Source organism: Amycolatopsis sp. NPDC051045 (assembly GCF_040682955.1).
GTDB lineage: Bacteria > Actinomycetota > Actinomycetes > Mycobacteriales > Pseudonocardiaceae > Amycolatopsis.
In genome coordinates, this window is sequence record NZ_JBFBCC010000004.1 from 52,520 (window position 1) to 78,662 (window position 26,143).

The 26,143-nt window shown below is 71.6% G+C and carries 34 protein-coding genes; 15 read left to right on the plus strand and 19 right to left on the minus strand.

The window, feature by feature from the left end; genetic code table 11:
• The first annotated feature begins 91 nt into the window (after nucleotides 1-91).
• The gene (locus tag AB0M80_RS11310; protein ID WP_364562210.1) at nucleotides 92-673 is read left to right on the plus strand and encodes a TetR/AcrR family transcriptional regulator; all 582 of its coding nucleotides are present in this window, start codon (nucleotides 92-94) and stop codon (nucleotides 671-673) included.
• A gap of 4 nt (nucleotides 674-677) precedes the next feature.
• On the opposite strand, the gene AB0M80_RS11315 is transcribed toward AB0M80_RS11310, so the two are convergent.
• Both AB0M80_RS11315 and AB0M80_RS11320 read right to left on the minus strand, forming a co-directional pair.
• A complete protein-coding gene (locus tag AB0M80_RS11315) occupies nucleotides 678-1,061 on the minus strand; it encodes a PPOX class F420-dependent oxidoreductase (RefSeq protein WP_364562213.1) in 384 nt (127 codons plus the stop codon).
• Between the two features lie 29 nt (nucleotides 1,062-1,090).
• On the minus strand, nucleotides 1,091-1,678 hold the full coding sequence (locus tag AB0M80_RS11320; RefSeq protein ID WP_364562216.1) for a dihydrofolate reductase family protein: 588 nt from the start codon (nucleotides 1,676-1,678) through the stop codon (nucleotides 1,091-1,093).
• 90 nt (nucleotides 1,679-1,768) lie between these two features.
• Here AB0M80_RS11320 and AB0M80_RS11325 point away from each other — a divergent pair, with 90 nt between their 5' ends.
• A complete protein-coding gene (locus AB0M80_RS11325) occupies nucleotides 1,769-2,224 on the plus strand; it encodes a helix-turn-helix domain-containing protein (protein ID WP_364562218.1) in 456 nt (151 codons plus the stop codon).
• 6 nt (nucleotides 2,225-2,230) lie between these two features.
• Here AB0M80_RS11325 and AB0M80_RS11330 read toward each other — a convergent pair whose 3' ends face one another.
• Nucleotides 2,231-2,677 carry a MarR family transcriptional regulator gene (locus tag AB0M80_RS11330; protein ID WP_364562221.1) on the minus strand — a complete coding sequence of 149 codons (447 nt, stop codon included), beginning with the start codon at nucleotides 2,675-2,677 and terminating at the stop codon, nucleotides 2,231-2,233.
• Nucleotides 2,678-2,726: 49 nt separating this feature from the next.
• Here AB0M80_RS11330 and AB0M80_RS11335 point away from each other — a divergent pair, with 49 nt between their 5' ends.
• A complete protein-coding gene (locus AB0M80_RS11335; RefSeq protein WP_364562224.1) occupies nucleotides 2,727-3,194 on the plus strand; it encodes a DUF1579 family protein in 468 nt (155 codons plus the stop codon).
• A 104-nt stretch (nucleotides 3,195-3,298) separates the two neighbouring features.
• Nucleotides 3,299-5,161, plus strand: a complete 1,863-nt coding sequence (locus tag AB0M80_RS11340; protein WP_364563615.1) for an ABC transporter ATP-binding protein — start codon at nucleotides 3,299-3,301, stop codon at nucleotides 5,159-5,161.
• Here AB0M80_RS11340 and AB0M80_RS11345 read toward each other — a convergent pair.
• The 3 genes from AB0M80_RS11345 to AB0M80_RS11355 are packed head-to-tail and all read right to left on the minus strand — an operon-like array spanning nucleotide 5,140 to nucleotide 6,942.
• Nucleotides 5,140-5,346 carry a hypothetical protein gene (locus AB0M80_RS11345; RefSeq protein ID WP_364562226.1) on the minus strand — a complete coding sequence of 69 codons (207 nt, stop codon included), beginning with the start codon at nucleotides 5,344-5,346 and terminating at the stop codon, nucleotides 5,140-5,142. The two genes, AB0M80_RS11340 and AB0M80_RS11345, sit on opposite strands and share 22 nt — an antisense overlap.
• Before the next feature lie 46 nt (nucleotides 5,347-5,392).
• A complete protein-coding gene (locus AB0M80_RS11350) occupies nucleotides 5,393-6,154 on the minus strand; it encodes a fumarylacetoacetate hydrolase family protein (RefSeq protein WP_364562229.1) in 762 nt (253 codons plus the stop codon).
• Nucleotides 6,151-6,942, minus strand: coding sequence for a fumarylacetoacetate hydrolase family protein (locus AB0M80_RS11355; RefSeq protein WP_364562232.1), 792 nt, complete (start codon nucleotides 6,940-6,942; stop codon nucleotides 6,151-6,153). The genes AB0M80_RS11350 and AB0M80_RS11355 overlap by 4 nt, the downstream gene beginning before the upstream one ends.
• Nucleotides 6,943-7,081: 139 nt before the next feature.
• On the opposite strand from AB0M80_RS11355, the gene AB0M80_RS11360 reads away from it, so the two are divergent.
• Genes AB0M80_RS11360 through AB0M80_RS11370 form a run of 3 tightly spaced genes read left to right on the plus strand, consistent with a single transcriptional unit; the run spans nucleotide 7,082 to nucleotide 8,639 of the window.
• Nucleotides 7,082-7,585, plus strand: a complete 504-nt coding sequence (locus AB0M80_RS11360; protein WP_364562234.1) for a VOC family protein — start codon at nucleotides 7,082-7,084, stop codon at nucleotides 7,583-7,585.
• Between the two features lie 56 nt (nucleotides 7,586-7,641).
• Nucleotides 7,642-8,214: a hypothetical protein gene (locus AB0M80_RS11365; RefSeq protein ID WP_364562237.1), complete on the plus strand. Its 573-nt coding sequence runs from the start codon at nucleotides 7,642-7,644 to the stop codon at nucleotides 8,212-8,214.
• Between the two features lie 23 nt (nucleotides 8,215-8,237).
• Complete coding sequence (locus AB0M80_RS11370; protein WP_364562240.1) at nucleotides 8,238-8,639, plus strand: CoA-binding protein; 402 nt, start codon at nucleotides 8,238-8,240, stop codon at nucleotides 8,637-8,639.
• 45 nt (nucleotides 8,640-8,684) lie between these two features.
• On the opposite strand, the gene AB0M80_RS11375 is transcribed toward AB0M80_RS11370, so the two are convergent.
• The 12 genes from AB0M80_RS11375 to AB0M80_RS11430 form a co-directional block, all read right to left on the minus strand.
• Nucleotides 8,685-9,245: a GvpL/GvpF family gas vesicle protein gene (locus AB0M80_RS11375; RefSeq protein WP_364562242.1), complete on the minus strand. Its 561-nt coding sequence runs from the start codon at nucleotides 9,243-9,245 to the stop codon at nucleotides 8,685-8,687.
• Nucleotides 9,242-9,559: a gas vesicle protein GvpJ gene (gene gvpJ / locus AB0M80_RS11380; protein WP_364562244.1), complete on the minus strand. Its 318-nt coding sequence runs from the start codon at nucleotides 9,557-9,559 to the stop codon at nucleotides 9,242-9,244. The genes AB0M80_RS11375 and gvpJ (AB0M80_RS11380) overlap by 4 nt, the downstream gene beginning before the upstream one ends.
• A complete protein-coding gene (gene gvpK, locus AB0M80_RS11385) occupies nucleotides 9,556-9,789 on the minus strand; it encodes a gas vesicle protein GvpK (RefSeq protein ID WP_364562246.1) in 234 nt (77 codons plus the stop codon). Before gvpK ends, gvpJ (AB0M80_RS11380) begins: the two co-directional genes overlap by 4 nt.
• A complete protein-coding gene (gene gvpJ, locus AB0M80_RS11390; RefSeq protein ID WP_364562248.1) occupies nucleotides 9,786-10,046 on the minus strand; it encodes a gas vesicle protein GvpJ in 261 nt (86 codons plus the stop codon). Before gvpJ (AB0M80_RS11390) ends, gvpK begins: the two co-directional genes overlap by 4 nt.
• Nucleotides 10,039-10,773, minus strand: coding sequence for a GvpL/GvpF family gas vesicle protein (locus AB0M80_RS11395; RefSeq protein WP_364562250.1), 735 nt, complete (start codon nucleotides 10,771-10,773; stop codon nucleotides 10,039-10,041). Before AB0M80_RS11395 ends, gvpJ (AB0M80_RS11390) begins: the two co-directional genes overlap by 8 nt.
• Nucleotides 10,770-11,069, minus strand: coding sequence for a gas vesicle protein (locus AB0M80_RS11400; protein WP_364562251.1), 300 nt, complete (start codon nucleotides 11,067-11,069; stop codon nucleotides 10,770-10,772). Before AB0M80_RS11400 ends, AB0M80_RS11395 begins: the two co-directional genes overlap by 4 nt.
• Before the next feature lie 17 nt (nucleotides 11,070-11,086).
• Nucleotides 11,087-11,416, minus strand: a complete 330-nt coding sequence (gene gvpO, locus AB0M80_RS11405; protein ID WP_364562254.1) for a gas vesicle protein GvpO — start codon at nucleotides 11,414-11,416, stop codon at nucleotides 11,087-11,089.
• 183 nt (nucleotides 11,417-11,599) lie between these two features.
• A complete protein-coding gene (locus AB0M80_RS11410) occupies nucleotides 11,600-12,280 on the minus strand; it encodes a response regulator transcription factor (RefSeq protein WP_364562256.1) in 681 nt (226 codons plus the stop codon).
• On the minus strand, nucleotides 12,280-13,668 hold the full coding sequence (locus AB0M80_RS11415; protein WP_364562259.1) for an ATP-binding protein: 1,389 nt from the start codon (nucleotides 13,666-13,668) through the stop codon (nucleotides 12,280-12,282). Before AB0M80_RS11415 ends, AB0M80_RS11410 begins: the two co-directional genes overlap by 1 nt.
• Before the next feature lie 62 nt (nucleotides 13,669-13,730).
• Nucleotides 13,731-14,447, minus strand: coding sequence for a glutamine amidotransferase (locus tag AB0M80_RS11420; RefSeq protein ID WP_364562261.1), 717 nt, complete (start codon nucleotides 14,445-14,447; stop codon nucleotides 13,731-13,733).
• Nucleotides 14,440-15,633, minus strand: a complete 1,194-nt coding sequence (locus tag AB0M80_RS11425; protein ID WP_364563618.1) for a MurT ligase domain-containing protein — start codon at nucleotides 15,631-15,633, stop codon at nucleotides 14,440-14,442. Before AB0M80_RS11425 ends, AB0M80_RS11420 begins: the two co-directional genes overlap by 8 nt.
• 92 nt (nucleotides 15,634-15,725) lie before the next feature.
• Nucleotides 15,726-16,637, minus strand: coding sequence for an NADP-dependent oxidoreductase (locus AB0M80_RS11430; RefSeq protein ID WP_364562264.1), 912 nt, complete (start codon nucleotides 16,635-16,637; stop codon nucleotides 15,726-15,728).
• Between the two features lie 75 nt (nucleotides 16,638-16,712).
• On the opposite strand from AB0M80_RS11430, the gene AB0M80_RS11435 reads away from it, so the two are divergent.
• The 8 genes from AB0M80_RS11435 to AB0M80_RS11470 all read left to right on the plus strand — a co-directional run bounded on the left by AB0M80_RS11435 (nucleotide 16,713) and on the right by AB0M80_RS11470 (nucleotide 24,872).
• Nucleotides 16,713-17,276: a helix-turn-helix domain-containing protein gene (locus tag AB0M80_RS11435; RefSeq protein WP_364562267.1), complete on the plus strand. Its 564-nt coding sequence runs from the start codon at nucleotides 16,713-16,715 to the stop codon at nucleotides 17,274-17,276.
• A gap of 574 nt (nucleotides 17,277-17,850) precedes the next feature.
• The gene (locus tag AB0M80_RS11440) at nucleotides 17,851-18,633 is read left to right on the plus strand and encodes an IclR family transcriptional regulator (protein ID WP_364562270.1); all 783 of its coding nucleotides are present in this window, start codon (nucleotides 17,851-17,853) and stop codon (nucleotides 18,631-18,633) included.
• A 28-nt stretch (nucleotides 18,634-18,661) separates the two neighbouring features.
• Nucleotides 18,662-20,347: a lactate permease LctP family transporter gene (locus AB0M80_RS11445; RefSeq protein WP_364562272.1), complete on the plus strand. Its 1,686-nt coding sequence runs from the start codon at nucleotides 18,662-18,664 to the stop codon at nucleotides 20,345-20,347.
• A 427-nt stretch (nucleotides 20,348-20,774) separates the two neighbouring features.
• A complete protein-coding gene (locus AB0M80_RS11450) occupies nucleotides 20,775-21,140 on the plus strand; it encodes a lactococcin 972 family bacteriocin (protein WP_364562274.1) in 366 nt (121 codons plus the stop codon).
• A 168-nt stretch (nucleotides 21,141-21,308) separates the two neighbouring features.
• Complete coding sequence (locus tag AB0M80_RS11455; protein WP_364562277.1) at nucleotides 21,309-22,295, plus strand: hypothetical protein; 987 nt, start codon at nucleotides 21,309-21,311, stop codon at nucleotides 22,293-22,295.
• Nucleotides 22,292-23,623, plus strand: a complete 1,332-nt coding sequence (locus AB0M80_RS11460) for a hypothetical protein (RefSeq protein WP_364562279.1) — start codon at nucleotides 22,292-22,294, stop codon at nucleotides 23,621-23,623. The genes AB0M80_RS11455 and AB0M80_RS11460 overlap by 4 nt, the downstream gene beginning before the upstream one ends.
• The gene (locus tag AB0M80_RS11465) at nucleotides 23,623-24,288 is read left to right on the plus strand and encodes an ABC transporter ATP-binding protein (RefSeq protein ID WP_364562282.1); all 666 of its coding nucleotides are present in this window, start codon (nucleotides 23,623-23,625) and stop codon (nucleotides 24,286-24,288) included. The genes AB0M80_RS11460 and AB0M80_RS11465 overlap by 1 nt, the downstream gene beginning before the upstream one ends.
• 29 nt (nucleotides 24,289-24,317) lie before the next feature.
• Nucleotides 24,318-24,872, plus strand: a complete 555-nt coding sequence (locus tag AB0M80_RS11470) for an HD domain-containing protein (protein WP_364562285.1) — start codon at nucleotides 24,318-24,320, stop codon at nucleotides 24,870-24,872.
• Here AB0M80_RS11470 and AB0M80_RS11475 read toward each other — a convergent pair.
• The gene (locus AB0M80_RS11475) at nucleotides 24,869-26,134 is read right to left on the minus strand and encodes an RNA polymerase sigma factor (RefSeq protein ID WP_364562287.1); all 1,266 of its coding nucleotides are present in this window, start codon (nucleotides 26,132-26,134) and stop codon (nucleotides 24,869-24,871) included. The two genes, AB0M80_RS11470 and AB0M80_RS11475, sit on opposite strands and share 4 nt — an antisense overlap.
• Nucleotides 26,135-26,143: the final 9 nt, after the last annotated feature.

Genomic DNA, 26,143 nt, shown 5'->3' on the forward strand with positions numbered 1-26,143 from the left:
CACCCTCCCGGGTCGGTCCTGCCGTTACCCTACCTGGCGCCGACTAGTGAACGTTACAGTTCCGTGACAACGGGTCCCGTAGGCTCGGATCATGACCCGGGCCAGGGGCGCCGACCGCCGAGCGAGCATCGTCCGAGCGGCGTTCGAGATGATCGCCGAGCGCGGCTATCGCGGCACTTCGCTGGCCGCGGTCGCCGAGCGCGTCGGGCTGACGCAGCAGGGGCTGATGCACTACTTCCCCACGAAGGAAGACCTGCTGACGGCGGTGCTGGAGACCCGGGACGAGTGGGACCTGCTGCACTTCGGCCACGCCCCGGCGGGCGACCCGTCGGCGATGACGGTGAACCAGCTGGCGGACCTGGTCGACTACAACGCGACCCGGCCGGGCATCGTCCAGACGTACACGGTGCTCTCGGCGGACAGCGTCACGGAGGACCACCCGGCGCGGCAGTACTTCCACGACCGCTACGCCCGGGTCCGGGCGGGCATGACCCAGATGCTCGAACGCCACCGCGACGAACTCCCGCCCGGCACCACCCCGGAACAGCTGGCCCCGATCGCCGTCGCCGTCCTCGACGGCCTGCAGCTGCAGTGGCTCCTCGACCCGGCGGAGGTCGACATGTCCGCCGGGTTCCGCACCTTCCTGACGCTGCTGGGGATCAAGCCGGACTGACGCCTCAGCGCATGCCCACGCTCTGCCGCTCGGGTTCGATGAGCGCGACGACCCGCAGCTGGTCCCGCGAATAGGGCCCACCGGTGTACTTGGTCGCGATCCGGTCGACGATCTCCCAGGCGGCGTCGCCCTCGAGCCACTCGACGACCCGGCCGCGGATGATCACCGGCTCGAACGGGTTGTCCGGCGGGGTCAGGGAGAGCGCCACGCGCGGGTCGCGCCGCAGGTTGCGGGCCTTGCGCGAGTCCGGGCCGGTGAGGATGGCGATGCGGTCACCTTCCGGGTCGACCCAGACCGGCACGGAGTGGGGCGCGCCGTCGGGCAGGACGGTGGCCAGGTGACCGATCGCGGTGGTGGCGAGGATGCGGCGGACGTCGGCGTCGAGCATGGTGGTCAGCTCCTTGCGAGGGTGGGGTTTCAGGCGACTGCGTAGTGGAGGTGGGTGACGCCGGGCGCGGCAACGGCCTCGACGAGGCGGAGCCGCACGTGCGACGGTAGCTCCCGGAAGAAGGACCGGCCGCCGCCGAGCAGGACCGGCACCTGGTGGAGCACGACTTCGTCGACGAGGCCGGCCTGCAGCGCCGAAGTCAGCACGCCACCGCCCATGAGGCCGACGTCCTTGCCGCCGGCGGCCTCCCGGGCCGCCGCGATCGCGTCCTCGACGTTGTCGACGAGGGTCTGCCGCTCGGTCAGCTCCGGCGCGGGCCGGTGGCTGACGAGGAAGAGCGGGGCGTTCGGGTGCGGGCTACCGCCGCCGAAGTGGTCCGAGTCCTCGTAGGTGTTGCGGCCCGCCACGATCGCGCCCACCCGTCCGGCGAGGGCGTCGAAGACGCGGGCGCTCGGTGCGCTGAGCTTGAAGAAGTCGAAGACCCGGCTCTGGGTGTCCCCGTCGGAGTACCAGTCGAAGAGCGTCCCGCCGTCGCCGAGTCCCTGTCCGGGGCGGGCGTCGCGGCCGGTGATGTAGCCGTCGACCGACACGGCGTGGGCGCTGAAGACCTTGCTCATCGCGGCATTCCCTTCCGAGTTCCTTCAGGAGACTCCAGAACCGTAGCAGCTTGAGTTCCTTGAGGGAACCCCAAGTGGTAACCTGGCTTCATGCAGCGCACGAACTTCAGCGAACTGGCCGCGTGCTCGATCGCGCGCACGCTCGACGTCATCGGCGAACCGTGGTCACCGCTGATCCTGCGGGACGTGTGGGCCGGCATTTCGCGCTTCGAGCAGCTCCAGGCGGACCTCGGCATCTCACGCAAGGTCCTCACCGAGCGGCTCAACCACCTGGTCGACGAGGGCGTCCTCGAGCGCCGCCCGTACGACCGGCGGCCGCGCCACGAGTACGTCCTGACCGAAAAGGGCACCGAACTGGTCGACATGCTGATGGTGATGACCCGCTGGGGCGACAAGTGGCTGGCGGGCAAGGCGGGGCCACCGGTGCTCTACCGCCACCACGCGTGCGGCGAAATCAGCGCGGTCGACCTGCGCTGCGCCCACTGCGGCGAGCCGATGCACGCGCGGGACGTCGACCTGCTGGCCGGCCCCGGCTCGGCCCGCTGACGCCGGCTACGGCAACCGCTGCTGCGCCAGGACTTCCCGCAACCGCCGCAACGTGCGCAGTGTCGTCTCCAGATCCTCCTGCGACACCTCGGCCGCCACGTCCTCCGCCCACTCGACCTGCGCTTCCCCCAGTGCGCGCAGCGCCTCCTTCGCCCGCCGCGTCAGCAACAACAACGGCGCCCGCGCGTCGGCGGGGTTCGGCCGGCGGTCGAGCATTCCGTTGCGCAGCAAGCGGTTCGCCGTCTCCTGCACGCTCTGGCGACGCAGCCCGCGGCGGCGCGCCACCTCCGCGGCCGTCGCCGGGCCGTCTTCGAGGAAGTCGAGGACCTGCCACTGCGCCGCCGTCAACCCGACGGGCCCGGTCAGCGCGTCGCCCGCGGCGAGGAAACCGCCGTTGCACGCGAAGACCGCGTCGATCACGCGGGTGAACGTCTCGGCTCGATGCGACCGCATGCGTGCTAGTCTCGCACATCGACAGGCACCTGTCGAAATGGAGACGACCATGGACATGCCCCGCCTCGGTCCCGCGCACGACGCGCTGAAGGCGTTCGTCGGCGGCTGGACCGGCACCGAGGAGCTCGCCGCCTCGCCGTGGGCGCCGGCCTCGACCGCGCACGCGGACTGCGAATACCGCTTGGCCCTCAATGGTTTCGCCGTGCTCCAGCACTACCGGCAGCGCCGCGAGGACGGGGCGGAGTTCCTCGGCCACAACGTCTTCACCGTCGATCCGGACACCGGCGAGACGCTCTGGTACGGCTTCGACAGCTACGGTTTCCCACCCGAGTCGCCCGCCCGCGGCAGCTGGACCGGCGCGACGCTGACCCTGGAGAAGAAGACCGCGCGCGGGGCGGCCCGGCACCGGCTCACCCCGGAGGGCGCGACGCTGACGCACGAGATCGACGTCCGGATGGGTGAAAACGACGCGTTCAGCCCGTTCCTGCGTGCCCGGTACACCCGGAAAGGCCAGTAGCGGGCCGGAAACTGTCGGCCCCCCGGAGTACAGATGAAGGCGTGCCCGATTCCGCCGAGACCACCACGGACCCGCCCCCGCTGATCGGGGTCGAAAACTTGAAGATGCCCGAGTGGGCCCGCGTCGACGAACGCGTGGCCGCCGCCGGCTTCGGCCAGGCCGTGCGCACGCTGCCGACCGCGATCTCGGTCGTGCTGCGGCTGGCGTGGCGGACGTCGCCGCGGCTGACGCTGCTGGCCGGCGTCGTGCACGTCGTCTCGGGCGGCGTCACGGCGTTCGGCCTGCTCGCCACCGCGAACGTCTTCACCGCGCTGCTCGAACAAGGCCCGACACCGGATCGCGTGCTGCAGTCCCTGCCGGCGATCGCGGTCGTCACCGGGTCGTACGCGGCGCGGGCGGTGCTGGACGCGGCCGTCGCCGCCGTCGAGGGTGCGCTGCGGCCGCGGGTCACCGCGGCGGCGGACGACGCGGTGACGGCCGCGGTCGTGCGCGTCGGGCTGATCGCGTTCGAAGACGCGGACTTCCGCGAACTGGCCCGGCAGGGCGCCCGGTTCGGGGTGCGGGCCATCGAGACGAGCCTGCGCCGGCTGGCCGACCTGACGTCGTCGGTGATCTCGCTGGCGGCGGCGATGATCACGGCCGGGCTGCTCAACCCGTGGCTGGCCCCGGTGCTGCTGCTCGCCGCGGCGGCCGACGGCTGGGCCGCCGCGCGCGTGGCGAAGCTGAACTACCGGCACTTCCTGGACACCGTCGGGCGCAACATCCGCAAGTCGGTCGTCGAAGAGGTCGCCACCTGGCGCTCGATGGCCCTCGAACGGCACGCCTTGACGCTGCAAGAACCGTTGCTCGGCGAGTACCGGCGCATCTCGCGCAGCCTCACGCGCGAGGAGATCCGGCTGGCCCACCGGAGCAACCTGGTGCGCACCACCGGGCGGGCGGCGGCCGGCTTCGGCACGGCCGTCGCGTACCTCGTACTCGGCTTGCTGCTCTACACCGGGGCGATGGAGCTCGCGCTGGCCGGCACGGCGGTGCTGGCGATGCGCACGGCGTCGACCGCCCTGTCCAACACCATGCGCGCGATCAACTCGCTGTACGAGGACTCCTTCTACATCGGGTTCTACAACCAGCTGCTCGCGGAGTCCCGGAAGCGGCAACCGCCGCCGACGGCGGTGACCGCGCCCGCCGATCCGGCCGAGATCCGGCTGGAGGGCGTCACGTTCACCTACCCGGGCGGGAAAACCCCGGCGCTGCGGGACGTCTCGGTGACGATCCGGCGCGGCGAGGTGGTCGCGCTCGTCGGCGAGAACGGCTCGGGCAAAACCACGCTCGGCAAGCTGCTCACCGGGCTCTACCCACCGGACGAGGGCACGGTCCACTGGGACGACGTCGACCTCGCGCGGGCCGACCCGGCCTCGGTGCACGCGAACATCGCGGTGATCGCGCAGGAGCCGGCGGAATGGCCGATGACCGCGGCGAACAACGTCACGGTCGGGCGCCTCGGCCGGGCCGACCCGGATCGGCAAGCGTGGCGCGAGGCGGTCGGCTACTCGGGCGCGGACGAGGTGATCGGTTCCCTGCCCGCCAAGGAGAACACGGTCCTGTCGAAGAAGTTCGACGAGGGCCACGACCTCTCCGGCGGGCAGTGGCAGCGCATGGGCATCGCCCGCGGGATCTACCGCGACGCCTCGGTCCTGGTGGCCGACGAACCGACGGCGGCGCTCGACGCCCGCGCCGAAGCCCGGGTGTTCGCCGGGCTCCAGCACGCGAGCAGGTCGGACCGCGGCCGCCGCACGACGGTGCTGGTGACGCACCGGCTGGCCAACATCCGGTCGGCGGACCGGATCCTGGTCCTGGAGAAGGGCAGGCTGATCGAAGAAGGCACCCACGACGAGCTGATCCGCGCGGGCGGGGTCTACCACGAGCTGTACGAGATCCAGGCCCGCGCCTACCGGAACGGATCACCATGACCGAGCACCTGGCCCGCGTCGACGGCATCGCGCTGTGCCCCAAGACGTTCGGCGTCCCCGGCGTGTCCGCTGATCCACGTCTCGGGCGCCCGCGCCACGGCCCGCGCGATGTCGGGCGTGGCCCCGGTGATCGCGGAGATCACGCGGATCGCCAACCTCGCCGAAGTGGCGCGCTGACGCGTCACTCGCGTGATTGAGCACGCATCTCGCGTGATTGAGGGGGCATCACCGTCAGGCGGAGAGGGTGAGGGAACCGAGGTGGGAGAAGTGGGCCGCGACGCGGGAGTCTCGGCGGACCGGGACCGCGTCCGTCATGCCGCCGGTCAGGACCAGCCAGCCCGGCTCCAGGGCCAGGCCTCGCGCGGCCAGGGCGTTCGCGGCCAAGGCCAGGGCTTCCGCCGGGTGGCCTTGGACCGCCGCTCCCGTGGCCGTGTCGACGATCTGGCCGTCGACCTCCAGCAGCGCGGCCTCCAGGGACAGGTCCAGCGAAGCAGGGGGCAGCCCGACCGGGCCGACGCTGAAGTACGCCGACGAGCCGTTGTCCGCGACGGCGTCCGGGAGGGTGAAGCGGTAGTCGGCGTACCGGCTGTCGATGACCTCGATGCCGCCGTACACGCGGTCGACCGCGGCCATCGCCGTCGCCGCCGTCACGCCGGGGCCCGCCAACGGCCGGCCCAGCACGAAGACCAGCTCGGGCTCGGCGCGCGGGTGGATCAGCGCGTCGTGCGGCACCGGCACACCCGTCGGCAGCACCATCGCGTCGGTCAGCCAGGCCAGCAGCGGCGCATCGATGCCCATCCGCTCCTGCTTGGCCCGCGACGCCAGGCCCAGCTTCACCCCGATCAGCGTCTCGCCGCGGGCCCGGCGCTGCCGCAGGGCCTCGTCCTGGATCGCGTACGCCGTGTCGACGTCCAAACCCGGCCAGTCCTCCGAGAGCGGCGCGCGCTCCGAGACCGTCCCCAGCAGAGCGGTGGCCGCCTCGCGCACGTTCATGATTCCTCCGAGAAGACCGCGGTGACACTGCCGACCCCGGCGATCGTGGTGACGATCGTGTCGCCCGGCGACACCGGGATCGCCCGGGTCATCGACCCCGGCAGCACGACGTGCCCGGGCTCCAGGGTGACGCCGAGCGGGCCGACCGTGTTCGCCAGCCACACCAGCGAGTTCAGCGGCGACCCGAGCACCGCACCGCCCGCACCGGTCGCGGCCACCGAACCGTTCCGGTACAGCACGCAGCCGGCCAGCCGCAGGTCGGCGTCGCGCAACGCGGCCGGGCTGCTCCCCAGCACCACGCCGCCGGAAGACGCGTTGTCGGCGATGGTGTCGAAGAGCGAGATCTTCCAGTCCCGGATGCGCGAATCGACGATTTCCAGCGACGGCAGCACGAAATCGACGGCCCGTACCGCGTCGGCGACCGTGACGCCGGGGCCGCGCAGGGCCGAGCCGAGCACGAACGCGATCTCCGGCTCGATCCGCGGCTGCAGGAACGCCGACGTCGGGATCGGCTGGTGCTCCAGGTGGAACATGCTGCCGGTGAGGTGCCCGTAGTCGGGCTGGTCGACGCCCATCTGCCGCTGCATCGCCGCCGAGGCGAGGCCGACCTTGTGCCCGCGGACGGCGTCACCGCCCTCGACCCAGTGCCGCACCTGCTCCTGCTGGATCCGGTACGCGTCCTCGACCCCCGCCTCGGGGTAGGTCTTGATCAGCGGCTCGATCGGCTCACGCGTGGCATAAGCCCGCGCCAGCACGGCGGCGGCCTCCTGCACCCTACTGACGTCCACGTCCGGGACTCTGCCGTGCGCGTCCCGGCCACACAAGCTCCGGCGTTCCGCTCAACGGAACTCTCGCTAGACAACCTCTTGTGCGCGAGATAAATACGGCGTACCGTTCGAGGGACCACCAGGAAGGGACGTGAGGGACATGGCACCGACCCAGGCCGAGGTCACCGAGCTCGCCGGAATCCGCGACGCGCTGCGGGAGCGCCACCTGCACCCAGCCGCCGATCGCCCGGCGACGAACGGCCGCGGCATCCACCACACCGCGCTGATCTCCAGCGACGTCGAGCGGACCATCGAGTTCTACCAGGACATCCTCGGCTTCCCGCTCACCGAGCTGATCGAGAACCGCGACTACCCGGGGTCCAGCCACTTCTTCTTCGACGTCGGCAACGGCAACGCCGTCGCGTTCTTCGACCTGCCCGGTCTGGACCTCGGCCCGTACGCGGAAGTCCTCGGTGGACTGCACCACCTGGCCCTGTCCGTCGAGCCGGAACGGTGGAACGCCATCAGGGACAAACTGGACGCGGCCGGGGTCGAATACCTGTTGGAGAGCCAGACGTCCATCTACCTGTCCGACCCCGACGGCGCCCGCATCGAGCTGATCTCCGACCCGCTCGGCGAGATGTACGGCGAGAAGATCGGCTGAAAGCGTGGTCCGGGCGTCGCACGCCAACTAGCCTGTGCGCGACGCCTGGAGGTCCGATGCCCGACTGGTCCCTCTCCCGCGCGAAGGCGCGGCTCGATCACCGCGAGCTGCTCGACGAACTCACCGCGCGCACCCGGTTCGAGGTGCGGCTGCACCTGAACGAGCCGGCGACGAACGGCGCTTACGACGAGCTCACGAGCATCTTCGCGATCGGGCACGGCGAGTGCGCCGCGTTGCTGGCGCACCGCCGTCTGCTGCCGTGGTGGGAGCGCTCGCTGCTGTTCCGGTACGCGCGGCGCATGCACGGCAAGGCGATCACGCGCAGCGTCGGTGCCGTTCCCGCCGAGGTGGCGCCGCAGGCGGCTCGCGCGTTCGGCGCCGAGATCGCGGAGCTCGCGCCCGGCTCCGGGGACACCGGCGCGAAGTACGACCTGCAGGGCCGCGGGCTGCTGACCGTGTTCCGGATCGCCATAGGCGCCAAGGGCGAAACCTGGCCGGATCGCCACGAGGTGGCGACGACGTCCGCCCGCAACATCCTGACCTGCGCCGCGACCTTCGCCCGCCGGAAGCCCTGGCACGTGCTCTGGCCGGTCTACCGGGTGCGCGGCCTGCGGCTCTGGAAGCTTTGACCCCCGCCGAGCGTTCCACCGGTATGAACGCAGAGGAGATCCTCGCCGGCGCGAAGACCATCGCCGTCGTCGGCCTGAGCCGCGACCCGGCCAAGGCCGCGCACGGCGTCCCGGCGGTCCTGCAAGCACACGGCTTCCGGATCATCCCGGTGCACCCGACCGCGACCGAGCTGCTCGGCGAAAAGGTCTACCGGTCGCTGAAGGACATCCCGGAGCCGGTCGACCTCGTCGACGTCTTCCGGCCGTCGCCCGAGGCGCCCGGCATCGCCCGGGACGCCGTCGAGATCGGCGCCAAGGCGCTGTGGCTGCAGCAGGGCATCGTGTCCGCCGAAGCACGGCGCATCGCCGAAGAGGGCGGGCTCGAGTACGTCGAGAACCGCTGCACCGCCGTGGTCCGCGCGACGGCCGCGATCTCGAAGCGCTAGCCGGACGCTCCGAAGTGGACGATGCGGCGGTTGCCCGCCCTCCGTTCACCAGCTCCAGCGGGAGCACGTCCGCCGGTCGAGGAAGCTGTACGCGGGCAGCGGTCCGAGCCAGTCCGCCTGGACGCCGCCACCGCCGCCGAGCCCGGCGACGGCGTCCCGGACGACGAGCAGGTCGCCCAGCCCGACCAGGAACGCCCACCGCTCGTCGGCGCTCTCGCCCGCCGGCAGCGACACCGAGTCGTGGGCCCGTTCGGCGACCTGGGCGAGCAGGACGTCCGAGCGGGCCGCCCGCCACGCCGAGCCGGGCTCGGTGAACCGGAGGCAGACGTGCACCTCGGCCAGGCCGTCGAGCCGGTCGAGGTCGGCGCGGTAGGTGTCGGCGGCCGGGGCGAGCACTTCGGCGCGGACGGCGTCTTCGTCCTCGGCCACGGTGCCGAACCGGACCGGCAGCACCGGACCGCCCTCGATGAGCGCCGACACCACCGCCAGGTGCGCGGCCGGATCGGGCTCGGGTTCACCCACCACCATCGCGAGGTCTTCCCAGCACACGGTGCGCGGCACCCGCGGGTGCCCGGCCCGGACGACGCCGTAGAGCTGCAGCGTCACGGCTGGTCGACCGGGATGGCGGGGTCCACCGGCACCGCGACCGCGGGCGTCGGCGGCGGGGGCGGGATCAGCCCCGTCGTCTGGCCGAGGCCCTGCGAAATCTGCCCGGGCGCGGCCGTGCCCTGCAGCCGCTGCATCGCTTCGAGGTAGCGGATGTAGGTGTCGACGCTGGCGATGACGATCCGCGCCTCGATCGCCAGCAGCTCGATCCCGATCACCGACACCCGCACCGAGGCGTCGATCACGAGTCCCTTGTCGAGCAGGATGTCGAGCGTGTCGGCGAGCCCGCCGCCAGTCTGTCCGGGTCTGCTCATTTGGCTCCTTCGGTCGTGGGGATGGCGTCGAGGGCGGCGCGGATCTCGGCGAACCGGAGTTCCAGCGCGATCAGGGCCTGGCCGAGCGCTTCGACCTGGGCCGGGGCGAGGGTGCCGGCGTCGAGCCGCCGCAGCGCCTGCCGCTCCAGCACCTCCTTGAGGATGTCGAGCACGGTGACGACCAGGTGACCGAGCCCGCGCCCGGCATCGGCGGCGATCCGCTCGGTCATCCGGGCGCCCCCTCCAGCCCGAGCAGCAGCAGCCGCAGGTCGAGCCGCACAAGATCGATGCCGGCGAGCGAGATGATCACATCCCCGCTGACGACGGCCCCGCGGTGCACAACCCGGTCGAGCAAGTCGACGACGGCCTCGGCGGCGTTGGTACCCGTCGGCGAGACGGCCTCCGCGAGCAGAGCGCCGCTCACTTCGGCACGGCTCGACGCACCGGCGCCCGCGAGCAGGTCACCACCCATCTCGGCGTCAGCCATCGGCCGTCGCTCCCAGCTCCACGTTCGTGAACGAGTACGGCGGCCACGGTCCCGATGTCTCCACCGTCGCTCCCGCCGCGTGCAGCTCGCGGGCGAACCACTCCACCTCCGCGTGGAACGCCGCCTCCTGCCCGGTCTTCACCAGATAAGCGGTGTTCATCAGCACGCCGTGCGGCCGCGCCCGTCCCACGCTGTCGGCTGCGTGCCGGCGCAACGCCTCCACCAGCCGCCCGGCGGTGCCGGCCACGTCCTCGCGGGCCCGCTGGATCGCCTTCAGCCGTTCGCGCCGGCGGACGAGGTACTGCGTGCCGGTCAGGCCCGCCGCGTCGGGGCGGCTGGTCGCGGCGGGCTCGGTGTGCCGCACCCGCACGCCCCACTCGCGGTGCCCGGCCACCTCGTCGAGGCAGTCGCGGGCCTGGTCGTAGCCCGCCTCCAGGAGCCGGCGGGCGGCGTCCTCGCCGTCGAGGACCGTGCCGAACCGCAGCGGCAGCACGGGTTCGCTGCGGAAAACCGCCCGCACCACGGCGTCGTGCTCACGGGCCAGCTCGGCGAGCGTGCCGTCGACCGGGTCCAGCGTGTCGATGCGGTCGAACCGCGCCGGAGCCACCTCGGAGACGACCACCCCGAGGTCCCGGTAGCCGATGAGCCGCGGCGCCGGGCCGATGTCCAAAGCGGACGGATGGTTGCGGGTGATCGCGTACGCGCACAGCCAATTGCCGGTGCTCACCGCGGTTCTTCCCTCCCGCCCGGCACGGGCAGCCGGGCCTCCAATTCGGCGACGCGCGCCGCCAGTTCGGTCGTCTCCAGTTCAGTCCGCGCGGCGTTCGGGGCGAAGAACGGATCGTTCGTCCACCAGTCCATGCCCATTTCACGCGCGGTCTGCGCGGACGCGATGAACAGCCGGATCCGCAGGGTCAGCAATTCGACGTCGACGACGCTGACGCCGATGTCACCGGCGATCACGACGCCCTTGTCGAGCACGCGTTCCAGAATGTCCGCCAAAGAATCGGACGAAGCGGCCAATCGTGTCGACCTTCCTTTCAGGAATCGGTGGCGCCCCGCGTGAACCGCCGCAGCCGCTCGCACGCGCCGAGTTCGCCGTCGGCGTCGATGTCCACCCGATAGGTGGCCATCACGCTGGTGGAGTCCGGGATGCGGGCGAGCTCGACGACGTCGACGAGCACCGACCAGGCCCCGTCGCCCCGGCTCCGGATCCCGGTCACGGCGTGCGGGGTCAACCCGGTCACCATGCCGAACTGGGCCGTCGCCGCCCGAATGGCGTCGGCGGCGCGGAGCCGGGAAACGGATTTCCCGGCGGCTTCGGGTACATTTTTGTTTTGAGCAGGGAGCGGTAGTGGCGATTTCGTCATCGCTTTCCTCGTCACGGGTGTGTGCCCACCGTAGCAACACGAGGGATCGGCTGCAGGGGCGTCAATGGACGGTATTTTTCACCGGTTCGCGGGAACGACTGGGCAATCCGCGGCAACCAGTGGAGGCAAACGGCGCAACGCGGAACACCCAGCGGCACCAATTTTCGGAAAACGCGCGTTTGATTACGATCGAGTAACGTCCACGAGGCGGTACCCCACGCCCCGGACCGTCTCGATGGTGTGGGTGCCGAACGGCGCGTCGATCTTGCGCCGCAGGTACCCGATGTACACCTCGACGACGTTCTCGTCGCCGTCGTAGTGCGCGTCCCAGACGTGGCCGAGGATCTCGTTCTTCGACAGCGCGGTTCCCACCCGCCGCAGCAGGAATTCGAGCAACCCGAACTCCCGGGCGGTCAGCTCGATCCGCTGTTGTCCTCTGTGGACGGTACGAGCCGAGGGGTCGAGCCGCAGGTCGCCCGCCTCCAGCACCGCCGGGCGGGCCGGGGCGCCGCGGCGCAGCAGCGCCCGCAGCCGGGCGATGAGCACGACGAAGGAGAACGGCTTGGACAGGTAGTCGTCGGCGCCGAGGTCGAACGCGTCGGCTTCGTCGTACTCGCCGTCCTTCGCCGTCAGCATCAGCACCGGCGTCCAGTTCTCCGCCGCCCGCAGGCGTTTGAGCACCTCGTAGCCGGACAGCTCGGGCAGCATGATGTCGAGCACCACGACGTCGTACTCGTGCTCGGTCGCCCGCCAGAGGCCCTCGCGACCGGTGTGTGCGACGTCGGCGGTGAAGCCTTCGGCGACGAGCCCTCGCCGCAGCGTCTCCGCGAACTCGCGCTCGTCCTCCACGATCAGCAGGCGCACTACTCCTCCTTCGGCAGTTCGATCACCGGCAGCTCGATCACGAACCGCGCCCCCGGCTCGTCCGACGCGGTGTAGCGCGCCCGGCCGCCGTGGCGGGCCGCGATGCCGGCCACGATCGGCAGGCCCAGCCCGGTTCCGCCGTGCCCGCGCTGCCGCGACGCGTCGAGCCGGACGAACCGCTCGAAGATCCGCTCCCGGTCGGCTTCCCCGACGCCGGGGCCGTCGTCGCTGACCTCGACGACGGCGAGCTCGCCGCGCACCGCGCTGCTGACGCGGATGCGCGAGCGCGCGTGCCCGCGCGCGTTGTCGACCAGGTTGCGCACCGCCCGCCGCAGCTGGGCTTCGCTGCCGTGCACCTTCGCCGGCCCGGCCCGGACCTCGACGTCCACCGTGCTTTCGCCGCGGACCCGCTCGGCCTCGGCGCGGACGATGTCGTCGAGGTCGACCTCGGTGCGCTGCGGCCGGTCGGTCGCGTCGTCGGTGCGGGCCAGCATGAGCAGATCGTCGACGAGCTCGCGCAGCCGCGCGGTCTCGCGGGCGATCACCGGCACCAGCTCCCCAGCGCTTTCCGGGTGCCGCCCGGAGACGTCGAGCGCGGTGCTGATCGTCGACAGCGGCGAGCGCAGCTCGTGACTGGCGTCCGCGACGAACCGGCGTTGCGCGGCCTGCGCCGAGGCGAGCCGCCCGAGCATCTCGTTGAGCGTCACGGCCAGGCGGTGCACTTCGTCACCGCCCGGCGGCAGCGGCACCCGCGCGGCGAGGTCGCGCGTCGAGATCTCCGCGACGGTCCGGCGCATCCGCTCGACCGGCCGCAGCGCCGAGCCGACCGCGCGGTACACCGCCAATCCGGCGATCGCCAGCAGCGGCACGGCGATCAGGCCGAGCAGCAGCGTCAAGCGCGTCGACGCTTCGGTCACCGGTTCCAGCGAGCGCGCGGAAATCACGGTGAACGGCCCGCCGGGCCCGCTCACCTCCTGCGACACGACGCGGTAGTCGTCGTTGTCGCCGTTCAGCCCGAGCGGGAGGGTCTCGATGACCTCCTGCCCGACGACCGGGCGGGCCGTGGTCAGCGGCGGGTGCCCGACGATCGCCGGGTCGCTCGCGATCGGCGTGCCCCGCGCGTCCAGCACCTGCGTGACGGCTTCGGTGTCGCCGGTGCTGGCGACGTCGCTGGCGCTCAGGTCACGCGCGCCTTCGCGGACGAGCTGGATGGCGACCTGCCGCCCGGTGCTGCGGGCACTCTCGGTGACGCTGCGGTCGAGCGACTCCTCCAGCAGCAGCACCACGATCACCCCGGCGGCGGCGATGGCCAGCGCCAGCGCGAACACCGCCACCGCGGTGGCGCGCATCCGGACCCCGGTCGCGGCGATCACCTTGCCCAGTTCCACCAACGCAGCGTAACGACCAGCCGCGGCCCCGCCCGTCCCGACCGGCGGCGCGGACCATCGGCTCACCGGCGGCGGCGCGGGACGGCGAGCCGCTCCCCGCGCAGGCGATCGACCTCGGCCACGCTCAACGGGCCGAGCGGGTGCCCGATCGTCCAGGCCAGCAGCAGATCGGCCAGCGCCGGGTTGCGGGCGAGCGCCGGGCCGTGCAGGTAGGTACCCACCACCCGATCGGTGACCGCGCCCTCGGTGCCGTCGCCGTTGCCGGTGCCGCGCACGACCCGCCCGAGCGGTTCGCTGTCGGCGCCGAGCTTGCTGATGCCCAGGTGGTTCTCGAATCCGGTCAGGGTGTCCCCGCCCAGGAGCCGGGACGGCGTCGCGACCAGCTCGGCGACCGCGCGCTGCCCGCCGGGTTCGGTGGTGAGGTCGAGCAGGCCGAGGCCGTCGTGGTCGACGCCGTCGAGGCCGCGGAAGCGGGTGCCGAGCACCTGGAGGCCGGCGCACACGCCGAACACCACCGCGCCGGCCGCGACCGCCCGCCGCAGGCCCGGGTACTTCCGCAGGTGCGCGGCGGCCAGCACCTGTGCGCCGTCCTCACCCCCACCGAGCAGGTAGAGGTCCAAAGTGGACGGCACCGGGTCGCCGAGGCCGACGGGGACCACCTCGGCGTCGAGCCCACGCCACTGCAGCCGCTTGCCGAGCACCTGCGCGTTGCCGGTGTCGCCGTAGGTGCCCAGCACCTCCGGTAGCAATAGTCCGATGTAGACGGTCGAGTCACCCACCGGGCAGCCTGCCCACCAGGTCGCGGAACGCGGTGTAGTTGGCGACCAGCTCGACGGCGCCGGGTGGCAGCGCGTCGATCGCGGTGACCGGATCCGGCTCGGCCCAGTGCGCGACTTCGGCGTAGCAGAGCCGCACGGAGAGATCGGCGCCGCGCTCGCCGGTGACGACCACCTGGCGCCCGCGGAGCCGTTCGAAGTGCACGTCCCACAGCCAGGACAGGTCCCGGCCGTCGGCTTCCTGGGCGTTGACCGCGACGACGACCGGGGTGTCTTCGTCCAGCACGCGCAGCGTTTCCACCCAGCCGGCCGGGTTCTTCGCGAGCATCAGCCGGACGGAGTGCCGCGAGCGGCGGATCGTGCGGTAGCGGCCGCCGATGTCGGTGATGGTCCGCAGCCGGCCCGCGGCCGTGTGCGGCGGCACGCCGAGCCGGTGCGCCGCGGCGAGCGCGAGCGCGGCGTTCGCGCGGTTCGCGTCGCCGGGCAGCCGCAGGTCGAGATCGACCTGGCGGCCGCCCGGCGTCCCGACGAGGTCGCCGTCGAGCGTCCAGCCGGGTTCCGGCCGGGCGAGCCCGCACGCGCAACCCCAGTGCCGCCCTCGGGTTTCGATGCGCCCTTCGCAGCGCGGGCACGCCGTCGAGTCGCCGGTCCAGCGGCGGCCGACGCTCACCCACACGGCCTTCGCGGCCACGCTCGCCGCGGACGTCACCAGGACGTCGTCGCAGTTCGCGACGACGACCGTGCCGGGCAGCTTTTCCACGGCGGCGCGCAGATCGCGCTCGGTGGCGCGCACCTCGCCGACGCGGTCCAGCTGGTCGCGGCTCAGGTTGAGCAGGACCAGGACCGCCGGCCGGACCTGGCCGGCCACCCACGGCAGGTAGGTCTCGTCCACCTCGAGGACCGCGTAGGGCGCGTCGGGGCGGGCGGTCAGCGCAGCGAGGATGCCGTCGGGCATGTTCGCGCCGTCGCTGTTGGCGGCGACCTCGGCCAAGGTTTCGAGCGCGCGGGTGAGCATCAGCGAGGTCGTGGTCTTGCCGTTGGTGCCGGTGACGAGCACGACGGTGCGTTCCCGGCCGAGGCGGCGCAGGGCGAGCGGATCGAGCGCCAGCGTGACGCGGCCGCCGATCATGCCGCCGCGGCCGAGCCCCGAGCTGCGGGAGAGCCAGGCGGTCAGCCGCCCGGCGGCCACGGAGGCGCGGGTGCGGAGGGGGCTTCGGACGGACACCGGCTGGATGGTGCCCGTCGGGCGCTGTGAGTTTCCTGAGTCCGTGACCCCGCTCTCTACAGCGTGACGACGACCTTGCCGTGAACGTGCCGCGCGGCTTGCAGGGTGACGGCGTCACGGATCCGCTCGACCGGGAAGACCGCGGCGACGGGCACGGTGAGCTCGCCGGCGAGGATGGCGTCGGCGATCCGCGCCACGGCGCCCGGCTCGGCGTCGGCACCCCCGGTGGCGCGCACGCCGCCGGGTGGGTGGGGGCCGGCGGCGATCGTGGCGATCCGCTCGGGCGGGACGCCGAGTGCCAGCGCGGCCTCGGCCGTCTCGGTGCCGAACAGGTCCGCTGCCGCGGTCACGCCGCCCAGTTCCCGCACCCGGTCCGCCAGGCCGGGCCCGTAGGCCACGGGCTCCGCGCCGAGCTTCCGCAGGAACGCGAAGGTGCCCTCCGAGGCGGTGCCGATCACGGTGGCACCGGCGAGCTTCGCGAGCTGGACGGCGAAGATGCCCACGCCACCGGCCGCGCCGCCGATCAGGACGGTGTCCCCGGCCCGCACGCCGACCGCGGCCAGCGCGGCGGCCGCGGAAGAGCCGGCCACCGGGAGCGTGCTCGCCACCTCGTCGCTGACCCCGGCCGGGGTGGGAAAGAGCGCGTCGGACGTCTTGATGACCACGAAGTCGGCGACCGCTCGCGCGAGCGCGCCGCCGTGGACGCGGTCGCCCACGGCGAAGCCCGTGGCGCCGGGCCCCACCTCGTCGACCACGCCGGCGAAGTCGTACCCGAAGCCAGCCGGCAGGGTGATGCCGAACTGCGCCGCCGCCTCGGGCCGCGAGGCGAGGCCCCAGTCCATCGGGTTCAGCCCGGCGGCCGCCACGCGGACGCGCACCTCGCCGGGGCCGGCGTGCGGCTCCGGGACCTCTCGCAGCTCCAGCACGTCGGGACCACCGAACTTCTCGTAGACGACGGCTCTGCTCATGGAAACCTCCAGTGATGAGACTTGGTCCCATCACCGTACACCGCCGACGGGACCAAGTGCCGTAAACTTCTCCCCATGGCCCGCTGGGAACCGAACGCACCGGAGCGGCTGAGCAAGGCCGCCCTCGAACTGTTCGCCGAGCGCGGCTACGAGAACACGACGGTGATCGACATCGCGCGGCGCGCGGGCCTGACCAAGAGCACCTTCTTCCGGCACTTCCAGGACAAGCGCGAGGTGCTCTTCGGCGGTAGCACGCTGGCCGGCCTGCTCGCCGGAGCGATCGCCGCCGCGCCGGCGACGGCCACGCCGATCGAAGCGGTGACCCAGGCGATGGACGCGGCCGGCCGGAAAGCGTTCACGCCCGACCGCCGCGAGTTCAGCGCGCTGCGGCGATCGGTGATCGCCGCGCACGCGGAACTACAGGAGCGCGACGCGCTGAAGGGCCTGGCGCTCACCGCGGCGATGACCGATGCGCTTCGGGAGCGGGGCGTGCCGGACGTGACCGCGCGGGTCGCCGCGGAACTGGGGGCACTCGCGATGAAGATCGCCTACGAGCGCTGGATCGCCGCGGCCGCCGAGGACTTCGGCGAAGCGGCGCGGCGGGCGCTCGATGAGGTGCGGGCGGCCATCGCCTCCTGAGTGGCCTGAGCGGGCCGAGCGACCGGAGCGGGCCGAGCGACCGGAGCGGGCCGAGCGACCGGAGCGGGCCGAGCGACCGGAGCGGCCGGAGCGGGCCGAGCGGCTTGGCGGTTCGGACCTGGGCCAGCGGCTGCTGATCGCCGAACGATCCATCGAACCCGCCCCGCAGGCCGAGACTGCTCGCGGTGCGAGCGGGCCGACTTCCCCGGGCAGGCCCGCTCGGGGCGAGGCGGCAAGCCCGATCTCCGCGCGCAGGCCACTGACAAGAACAGCAAAAGAGCGCCACCCGGAGCCGGTTTGTCCACATTACGTCCGGGCTGTTGACAACCGCGCACACATTCACGGATATGAACGAAACCGCCGTCGAAGCTGTCGAACGAGGCTGGTCTTCGCTGCGCAACCGCCATAGGTAGGAAACTTAACCATCGGATGTTGAACCAATTAGCATCCTCAACTACTCGCATTGCGGCGAGTCAATCCAAGATCTTCCCCCCATACATCGGAGGTGTTACCGTCCAACCCCAGCCAGCGGAAAGGCGTGCCGCTGAGCGGGAAACGTCCAACGGAGGGCAACGTGGGACCGGAGCGCGGGCTGGACCAAAGCGGAACTCTCGAACGCGGGCTCGCCGTGCTGGAGCACGTGGGCCGGCACCAGGAGATTTCCACCAATGCGATCGCGCGGCAACTGGGGCTTTCCCGCAGCGCCGCCTACCGCATCGTCGGCACCCTGAAGAACCTCGAGTACCTGGAAGCCGATCAGGTCACCGGCCGGGTGCGGCTGGGGACGCGGCTCGTCGAACTCGGCGCCCGCGCGATGGCCGCGACCGATCTGCACCGGTGTGCGCCGCGGTACCTCGCGTCGCTCGCCGAACGGTCCGGGGAGACCACCTACCTCGCCGTGCCGGACAACGACACCATGGTCTACGTCGCCACCGAACGCAGTGCCAGCGCCGTCACCCTCGCCTGCCGGCTCGGCACCCGGCGGCCGCAGCACGCGACGTCGCTCGGGAAGGCCTGGCTCGCCGCGCTGCCCGAGGCCGACCGCCTCGAACGCGTCCGCCGGATGAAGCTGGATCCCTTGACCCTCAAGACGATCAGCGATCCGCACCGGCTGCTCGACGAGCTCGCGAAGACCAGCCGCCGCGGCTGGGCGATCGACGAGGTCGAGAACGAGCCGGACGTCGGCTGCGTCGCCGCCGCCGTCCGCGACCACTCGGGACGGCCGATCGCCGCCATCAGCATCGCCGGGCCGGCGCCGCGGGTGCTGCGCCGCCTCGACGAACTCGGCGCCTCCGTGGCCGGGACCGCCGCCGCCCTGTCCCTGCGGCTCGGGTACGTCCGGGGCCGGCCGGCCTGAGCACCCGAACCCGGTGAAGGAGCCGACCGTGACCTGGATCCAGGACTACCAGCCGGCGGGCGCGCTGTGGGTTTCCGCGCTGCTCGCCGCGCTCCCGATCATCGTGCTGCTGGTTTCGCTCGGGGTGATCCGCTTCTCCGCGCACCTTTCGGCGGCCCTCGCGCTGGTCACCGCGCTCGGTGTCGCCCTGCTGCTGTACCGGATGCCGGCCGCCCTGGCGTTCGACTCCGCGGCGATGGGCCTCGTGTTCGGCGTGTGGTCGGTGGCCTGGATCGCCTTCCACGCCGTGTACTTCCACAACGTCACGGTCGCCACCGGCCGGTTCGACGCGATCAAGCGGGTGCTCGCCGGGTTCAGCGAGGACCGGCGGCTGCAGGCGCTGCTCATCGCGTTCGGCTTCGGCGCGCTGCTCGAAGGCATCGCCGGCGGCGGGTCGCCGATCGCGATCACCGCCGCGATGCTGGCCGCGCTCGGGTTCCCGCCGGTGAAGGCCGTCGTCCTGGCGCTGCTGGCGAACACCGCCCCGGTGGCGTTCGGCGGCCTGGGCAACCCGCTGATCGTGCTCGGCCGGCTGACCGCGCCGATCATGCACCTCAAGCAGGAGCAGGCGACCGAGCTGTTCTCGGCGGCGGTCGGCCGCCAGGTCCCGGTGCTGGCGCTGATCATCCCGGCGTTCCTGGTCGTGGTCCTGGCCGGCTGGAAGCGCATGCTCGAGGTGTGGCCGGCGGTGCTGACGGCCGGGCTCACGTTCGCGGTCATGCAGTTCGTCGTGTCCAACTACATCAGCGCCAGCCTGGTCGACGTCCTCGCCGCGCTCACCGCGATGGCTGCGCTGTGGATCCTGACCCGGTTCTGGCAGCCCGCGACGGTGTGGCGCTTCGACGGCGAGAAAGCCGCGGTCAAGAGCCTCGGCGCCGCCCAGGCCGAGCGCGGCGCGCTGTACGCGTGGATGCCGTACATCGTCCTGATCCTGGCGATCTTCCTGTCGCGGATCGGCACGATCTTCAAGAACCTGCCGGGTTGGCTCGACCTGACCAAGCTGCTGCACAAGGCGGACTGGGTCTTCGCGTGGCCGGGGCTGCACAACCACGTCGTACAGCACCCGCCGATCACGGCGAAGAACGCGCCGTACGCGGCGACGCTGACCGTCGACTTCCTGTTCTCGCCGGGCACGGTCGCCCTGATCGCGGCGGTGATCGCCGGGTTCGCGATGGGCGCGCGGCCGGGTCTGCTGCTCAAGACGTACCGGAGCACGCTGGTCCAGATGCGCTGGGCACTGGCGACGATCTTCATGATCCTGGCCATCGCGTTCGTGATGAACTACTCGGGCGCGACCCAGACGCTGGGCTTGGCCCTGGCGACGACCGGCGCGGTCTTCCCGCTGTTCTCGGCGTACATCGGCTGGCTGGGCGTGTTCCTGACCGGTTCGGACGCGTCGACGAACAGCCTGTTCGGCCCGATGCAGGTGATCTCGGCGCAGCAGCTCGACCTGAACCCGATCCTGGCCGGCGCGACGAACACCTCGGGCGGCGTGATGGGCAAGATGATCTCGCCGCAGAACCTGTCCATCGGCGCGACGGCGATCGGGCAGAGCGGCAAGGAGGGTTCACTGCTGCGGCAGACGTTCCTGTGGTCGCTGCTGCTGACCGCGGTGGTCGGCGTGATCTCCCTGCTCCAGGCGACGATCCTGACGGCGATGATCCCGTCGCCCTGAGCCGCTGGGCCGGTGGATCACCTTCCGCGCGATCGCATGATCGGTGGAGAATTCCCCCTCCGCGTTTTCCGCAGCGGGCGACCCGGTTTCATACGCTTTTCCCGGAAGCGAAAGACGATTTACTTACCCAGCGGAACCGAATTTCCCCTCCCGTTGATACATCCGAGTGAAGGTGTCGACGATTCGCTTGTTCGACCATGGGGGCATTGCTACGTTCACAGGTGGTGACTCACCGAGAGTCACCGACACCGGGGGCTACTTCTTTCTTTGGCGGCGACGCGCGTCGTGGATCCACCGCGCGGGCGCATGGCCGTTTTTCGGGTGGACTTCCCGGAGTTTCACTGATTGTCGGTTCCCGGCGGTCCGTGCCGAGCAGGGAGCTCGGGCTGCCAATACGGAAAACAATCGAATGGGGAGTGGTTCAGTCATGTCAACTTTCATGGTCAAAACCGCGAAGACGGCTTCGGTCGCTTCGCTGGCGCTGTTCATGACCGCGGGGGTCGCCACGGTCGCGCAGGCGGCACCGGCCCGGAGCGGCACGGCCGCCGCGCCCGCGACGGTCCTGTCCTGCTCGAACGTCGGTGGCGGCACCTGGTGCCGCGGCACCCAGCCCGACGGCGTGCTCAAGCAGTGCTACTCGAACTACATCCACAACAACAATTACCACAGCGCGACCGCGGCGATGGCCGGCGGGACCAGCAAGAGGTACGCCAACCCCGGTTACTGGGCGAACGCGTCCGTCACAGCAGGCTGGGCGTACACGTGCTACACGTACTACAACGACAACGCCTGATTTGTCGTGAGATAGCCCGGAGCACGTGCTGAACCGGTATCGGGCCCGAGAAATTCCGGGCCCGATACCGGCGCTGATAGAATTGATGACCATCGTCGGAGAAACGCGGCAAATGCGGTCGCTGGTTTTGACAGGGAGCATCGTGGGTGACGACGGGAGCGAAGACCGGTGCGACTGACCCTCGTCGTCCTCTTCGTGGGAGTCCTCCTCGCCATTCCGGCGGTGGTGCTGGCGGACGCGGTCTTCGAGCGGGAGACGCAAAGCGAGACGGCCGCGTACCGCGTGGGCACCCCGTTCGTCTGGCCGGAGCACCCGCGAGCCGCGGACCCCGAGGGAACGCTGCGCGTGCTCGCCGAAGCGGCGACGGCGACCGGAACGAACGTGCTGCGCACCACCGTGAACACGCCGCGGTCCGGGCAGAAACGCATCAGGAACTACCTCTTCATGGGACGGGACCACACCGCGTTGTTCGACGGGTTCACCTTGGCCGAAGGGCGCTGGCTGAGCCCGGCCGAGTCGCGCGGCGGCACGGCGACCGTCTCCTCGGCGCGCGGCGGCGAGCGGGACAACGTGGGCGTGCCCGCGGTCTTCGGCAACCGGTACGAGCTCACGTTCGCCCCGCTGCGGCAGGCTTTCGACGCCCTGCCCAGCCCAGGGCGCTACGTGGTCGAATCCCCGGACGGCGCCGCCACCGGCCGCTTCTTCGCCATCGTCCGCCAACGGCTGGTCGAGGCGGGTGTCGAGGGGCTGACCCTGGCGGACCTCACGCCCGCGAACGTCCGGCCTTCCGTCGAAAGCAGCGGGTACCTGGAGGTGCTGGCGTACCTCCTCGCCGGCCTGGCCACCCTGATCATCGCGTTCCTCCTCCTGCGCGAGGGCAAGCGCATCGGCGTGCTGCGGCTGGCCGGGTTCCCCGCGACGCGGATCTGGTACGAGGTGGTGGGGCGGTTGCAGCTCGCCGCGTTCCTGGCCGGGCTGGGCGCCTGCGTGGCCGTCTCACTCGCCGTCCCCGGGGTGGACCCGTTGTTCCTGCGCGCGCTCGCCGTCACCCTCGGCCAGGTGGCGGTGGCCGGGTTCGCCGCCACCTCGGTCGTCGGGCTGGTCATCATCCACCGCGTACGAATCTCCGACCTCGTCAAAGGAAGCCTGCAGTGAACGAGCAGATGCAGCGCGCGGACCGTAAGCGGAGCCGTTCGTCCTTCGGCACGGCGATCGCGGTGCCCGCGGTGGTGAAGGCCGTCTGCGGGGTGGTGCTGGCCGTCCTGGCCGTGGTCGTGTGGCAGCAGTTCGCCGACCTGGGCAAGCAGCTGGAGTCGATGGCTCCGTGGGAAAAGGTCCAGGACTACGCGATCTTCTACCCGCGTCTCGTCGGGGACGACCAGCAGGAGCTGGAAACCGGCGGCAACGCCTCGACGGTCGCGGAGGCGCGCGGCCTGTACCTCGTCCTGGAAGAGCAGGGCGCGCTCTACGTCGACTCCGTCAACTACCAGACCGGCGCGCCGAACGACCCGTCGTCGCCGTGGCCGGTGCCACCCATCCGCGTGAACAGCAACTACCTCGAGCAATACCCGGTTCTCGACGACACGCGGAAGCGGATCGAGGTGGCGGACGGCGAACAGGCCTGGGTGGTCGTCGTGCCCGAGCGGTTCAAGCCGCGGGAAGCCGAGCTCAAGGAGCTGTTCCGAAGCACGCGAACCGGGGCCGGGGGCACCACCGGCGCCGCGCAGGCGGAGGCGCGGATAGCCGGGGACAAGGCGCCGGAGCGGTTCGCCGAGCAGGACGTCCGCATCATCTGGCTGGCGTCGGGCCAGGAGGTGTTCAGTTTCGACCCCGAGGTCGCCCCCGACCACGGGAATCTGATCACCGACCCCATCATCGAGGTCATGACGCCGGCGAACAGCCTGACGGTGGACCGGCTGAACTCGATCACCGGTGGCCTGGACACCGGGTTGAAGGTCCACGTCGACGGCGATCCCGGGGCCGTGCTCGCCAAGCTCTCCCCGCTGCTGCGGCAGCTCAAGCTCGACGACAACCTGCGGTACCTGGTGAGCGTGCACGACGCCATGGGCACGCAGGTCAACGAGTTGCGCAGCGCCATGACGCAGGCCGCCGCGTTCGCGGGCGGCGCGCTGCTCGTCATGCTCGCGCTGACCGCGACGATCGTGGTCATCGGTGCCGATCGGCTGCGGCGGCGGCTCACCGTGCGCCGCCTCCACGGCATCGGGTTCACCCGGTCCTACCGGGAACTGCTCCTCGTGGTCGGGGGAACGTGGCTGGTGCAGAGCCTCGTCGCCGCGGCCGTGGTGGTGTGGCTGGGGACGCAGAAGATGTCGATGCCCGGCGTCGAAGTGGATCCGTACGCCCAAGTGCCGAAACTGCTGGCCGTGGCGCTCGCCGCGTTGCTGGTCGAGGTGCTGCTCGTGGTCGTGACCGGCCGCGTCGTGGAACGCCGGAACGCGGCCAAGCGATTGAAGGAGCTGTAGTGGTGGAATTGTGTTGCGAGCTCCGGGGAGTACGCAAACAGTACGGCGAGCGCCGGGTCCTGGACGGCTTCGACCTCGACGTCGAGGCGGGTGAGTTCGTCGCGCTGACCGGAGCGAGCGGGGCGGGGAAGTCCACGGTCCTCAACCTGATCGGGTTGCTCGACGCCCCCGACTCCGGGGAGGTCCGGGTGCTCGGCCGCCCGGCGCCGGGGCCGCACACCCGCGCCGCGAACCGCCTTCGCCGGTCGCACCTGGGGTACCTGTTCCAGAACTTCGCCCTGATCGACAGCGAGTCGGTCGCGCACAACCTCGGCATCGCCCTCACCTACGCGGGGCGCGGCACCCCGAAGCGGGAACGCATCGCCGAAGCGCTCGCGCGGGTCGGGCTGCCGGGAGCGGAGCACCGCAAGATCTTCTCCCTGTCCGGGGGTGAACAGCAGCGGGTCGCCGTGGCGCGGCTGCTGCTCAAGCCGTGCGACATCGTCTTGGCGGACGAACCGACCGGCTCCCTCGACACCGACAACCGCGACATCGTCCTCGCTCTGCTCCGCGACCTCAACAAGGCCGGCAAGACCATCGTCGTCGCAACGCACGACGAAGCCGTGGCCGGCAGTTGCTCGCGGGTGGTGGACGTGGCCGGGCACGTCGTGCGCGGCTCCGCGTGACCGGTCGTCCGTCGCCCTAGGCTGGGCCCATGAGTGCAGACGGTCTCGCGTCCTTCGGCTACGAGCTCGGGCTCTTGAAGCGGGTCCGGCGGTCGGGGTGGTGGCACGCGGGGGTCCGCGACCCGGAATCGGTCGGCGAGCACAGCCTGCGCACAGCCCAGCTCGCGGCGCTGATCGCCGCGGAGGAGGGCGCCGCGCCGGAGCGGGCGGCGTTCCTCGCGCTGTGGCACGACACGCAGGAAACGCGCACGGGCGACCTGCCGCTGACGGCCGCCGGCTACCTGCGCAAGCCGGAGCCGCGGGAGATCACCGCCGATCAGACGGCGTCGCTGCCGGAGCGGTCGCGTGAGCTGGTCCGGGCGGCGGTGGACGAGTACGAGACGCGGGAATCGGCGGAAGCGTTGTGCGCGAAGGACGCGGACAAGCTCGAGATGCTGCTGCAGGCGCTGGAATACCGCGACATCGGGGTGCGGCCGGTCGACGAGTGGATCGAGTCGGCGCGCAAGGGCCTCAAGACGGAGACGGCGCGGAAGATCGCCGAAGCGGCGTTGACGCTGTCACCGCTGTCCTGGCGGGGCCGCTAGCCACTCACCGCCGTCGCGCGGTTCAGCAGCAGGGCGCGCTCGCGGGAGTTCTCCGTCATCTCCGCCGCCCGGCGGAACTCCTGCTCGGCCTCCTCGAACCGGCCCAGCTTCTGCAGGAGGTCGCCGCGGACGCTGGGCAGCAGGTGGTAGTCCTGCAACGCCGGTTCCGCGGCGACGGCGTCGACGACCGCCAAGCCCGCCTCGGGTCCGTACGCCATCGCCACCGCGACCCCGCGGTTCAGCTCGATCACCGGGGACGGCTGGAGCTTGCCGAGACCTTCGTAGAGCGCCGCGATCCGCTCCCAGTCCGTCTCCTCGGCCGTCCGCGCCCGGGCGTGGCAGGCCGCGATCGCCGCCTGGGCGGAGTACGGGCCGTACGCGCCGTCGGCGATCTGCTCGGACAGCGACAGCGCCGCGAGGCCGTGCTGGATCAGCAGCCGGTCCCAGCGGGAGCGGTCCTGGTCCAGCAGCAGCACCGGTTCGCCGTTCGGGCCGGTGCGGGCCTTCGCGCGGGACGCCTGGAGCTCCATCAGCGCGACCAGGCCGTGGACCTCCGACTCGCCCGGCATCAGCCCGGCCAGCACGCGGCCGAGCCGCATCGCCTCTTCGCACAGCGCCGGCCGCATCCAGTCGTCGCCCCGGGTGGCCGAGTAGCCCTCGTTGAAGACCAGGTAGACGACCTCGAGCACGGACGACAGCCGCGCGACGCGCTCGTCGCCCTCCGGCACCTCGAAGGGCACCTTCGCCGCGGCGAGGGCCTTCTTCGCCCGCACGATCCGCTGGGCGATCGTCGACTCGCGGACCAGGAAGGCGCGCGCGATCTCGTCGGTGGTCAGGCCGCCGAGCATGCGCAGCGTCAGCGCGACCCGCGCCTGGGTGTTCAGCACCGGGTGGCAGGCGACGAACAGCAGGCGCAGGACGTCGTCCTCGATGTGGTCGTCGAGCGCGGCGTCGAAGTCGGGCAGCACGCCCTCGCCGAGCTGGTGGTGGCGCCCGACTTCTTCGAGCTTCTCCGCGTACCGCTCGTTGCGGCGGAACTGGTCGACCGCGCGGCGCTTCGCGATGGTCATCAGCCACGCGCCGGGGTTGCGGGGCACGCCGGACTCCGGCCACTGCTCCAGGGCCGCGACCAGCGCGTCCTGCGCCAGTTCCTCGGCGAGACCGACGTCGCCGCGGGCCATCCGGGCCAGGCCCGCGATGAGCCGCGGCGATTCGATCCGCCAGACCGTCTCGACCGTTCTCTGTGCGTCCGCAACCGTCACCCGGCCATC

Excerpts from the sequence above, each read along its gene's own strand:
- AB0M80_RS11310 (WP_364562210.1), top strand. The coding sequence starts at position 92 with ATGACCCGGGCCAGGGGCGCCGACCGCCGAGCGAGCATCGTCCGAGCG.
- AB0M80_RS11315 (WP_364562213.1), bottom strand. The coding sequence starts at position 1,061 with ATGCTCGACGCCGACGTCCGCCGCATCCTCGCCACCACCGCGATCGGT.
- AB0M80_RS11320 (WP_364562216.1), bottom strand. The coding sequence starts at position 1,678 with ATGAGCAAGGTCTTCAGCGCCCACGCCGTGTCGGTCGACGGCTACATC.
- AB0M80_RS11325 (WP_364562218.1), top strand. The coding sequence starts at position 1,769 with ATGCAGCGCACGAACTTCAGCGAACTGGCCGCGTGCTCGATCGCGCGC.
- AB0M80_RS11330 (WP_364562221.1), bottom strand. The coding sequence starts at position 2,677 with ATGCGGTCGCATCGAGCCGAGACGTTCACCCGCGTGATCGACGCGGTC.
- AB0M80_RS11335 (WP_364562224.1), top strand. The coding sequence starts at position 2,727 with ATGGACATGCCCCGCCTCGGTCCCGCGCACGACGCGCTGAAGGCGTTC.
- AB0M80_RS11340 (WP_364563615.1), top strand. The coding sequence starts at position 3,299 with ATGCCCGAGTGGGCCCGCGTCGACGAACGCGTGGCCGCCGCCGGCTTC.
- AB0M80_RS11350 (WP_364562229.1), bottom strand. The coding sequence starts at position 6,154 with ATGAACGTGCGCGAGGCGGCCACCGCTCTGCTGGGGACGGTCTCGGAG.
- AB0M80_RS11360 (WP_364562234.1), top strand. The coding sequence starts at position 7,082 with ATGGCACCGACCCAGGCCGAGGTCACCGAGCTCGCCGGAATCCGCGAC.
- AB0M80_RS11365 (WP_364562237.1), top strand. The coding sequence starts at position 7,642 with ATGCCCGACTGGTCCCTCTCCCGCGCGAAGGCGCGGCTCGATCACCGC.
- AB0M80_RS11370 (WP_364562240.1), top strand. The coding sequence starts at position 8,238 with ATGAACGCAGAGGAGATCCTCGCCGGCGCGAAGACCATCGCCGTCGTC.
- gvpJ (WP_364562244.1), bottom strand. The coding sequence starts at position 9,559 with ATGAGCAGACCCGGACAGACTGGCGGCGGGCTCGCCGACACGCTCGAC.
- gvpK (WP_364562246.1), bottom strand. The coding sequence starts at position 9,789 with ATGACCGAGCGGATCGCCGCCGATGCCGGGCGCGGGCTCGGTCACCTG.
- gvpJ (WP_364562248.1), bottom strand. The coding sequence starts at position 10,046 with ATGGCTGACGCCGAGATGGGTGGTGACCTGCTCGCGGGCGCCGGTGCG.
- gvpO (WP_364562254.1), bottom strand. The coding sequence starts at position 11,416 with ATGACGAAATCGCCACTACCGCTCCCTGCTCAAAACAAAAATGTACCC.
- AB0M80_RS11430 (WP_364562264.1), bottom strand. The coding sequence starts at position 16,637 with ATGAGCAGAGCCGTCGTCTACGAGAAGTTCGGTGGTCCCGACGTGCTG.
- AB0M80_RS11435 (WP_364562267.1), top strand. The coding sequence starts at position 16,713 with ATGGCCCGCTGGGAACCGAACGCACCGGAGCGGCTGAGCAAGGCCGCC.
- AB0M80_RS11450 (WP_364562274.1), top strand. The coding sequence starts at position 20,775 with ATGTCAACTTTCATGGTCAAAACCGCGAAGACGGCTTCGGTCGCTTCG.
- AB0M80_RS11470 (WP_364562285.1), top strand. The coding sequence starts at position 24,318 with ATGAGTGCAGACGGTCTCGCGTCCTTCGGCTACGAGCTCGGGCTCTTG.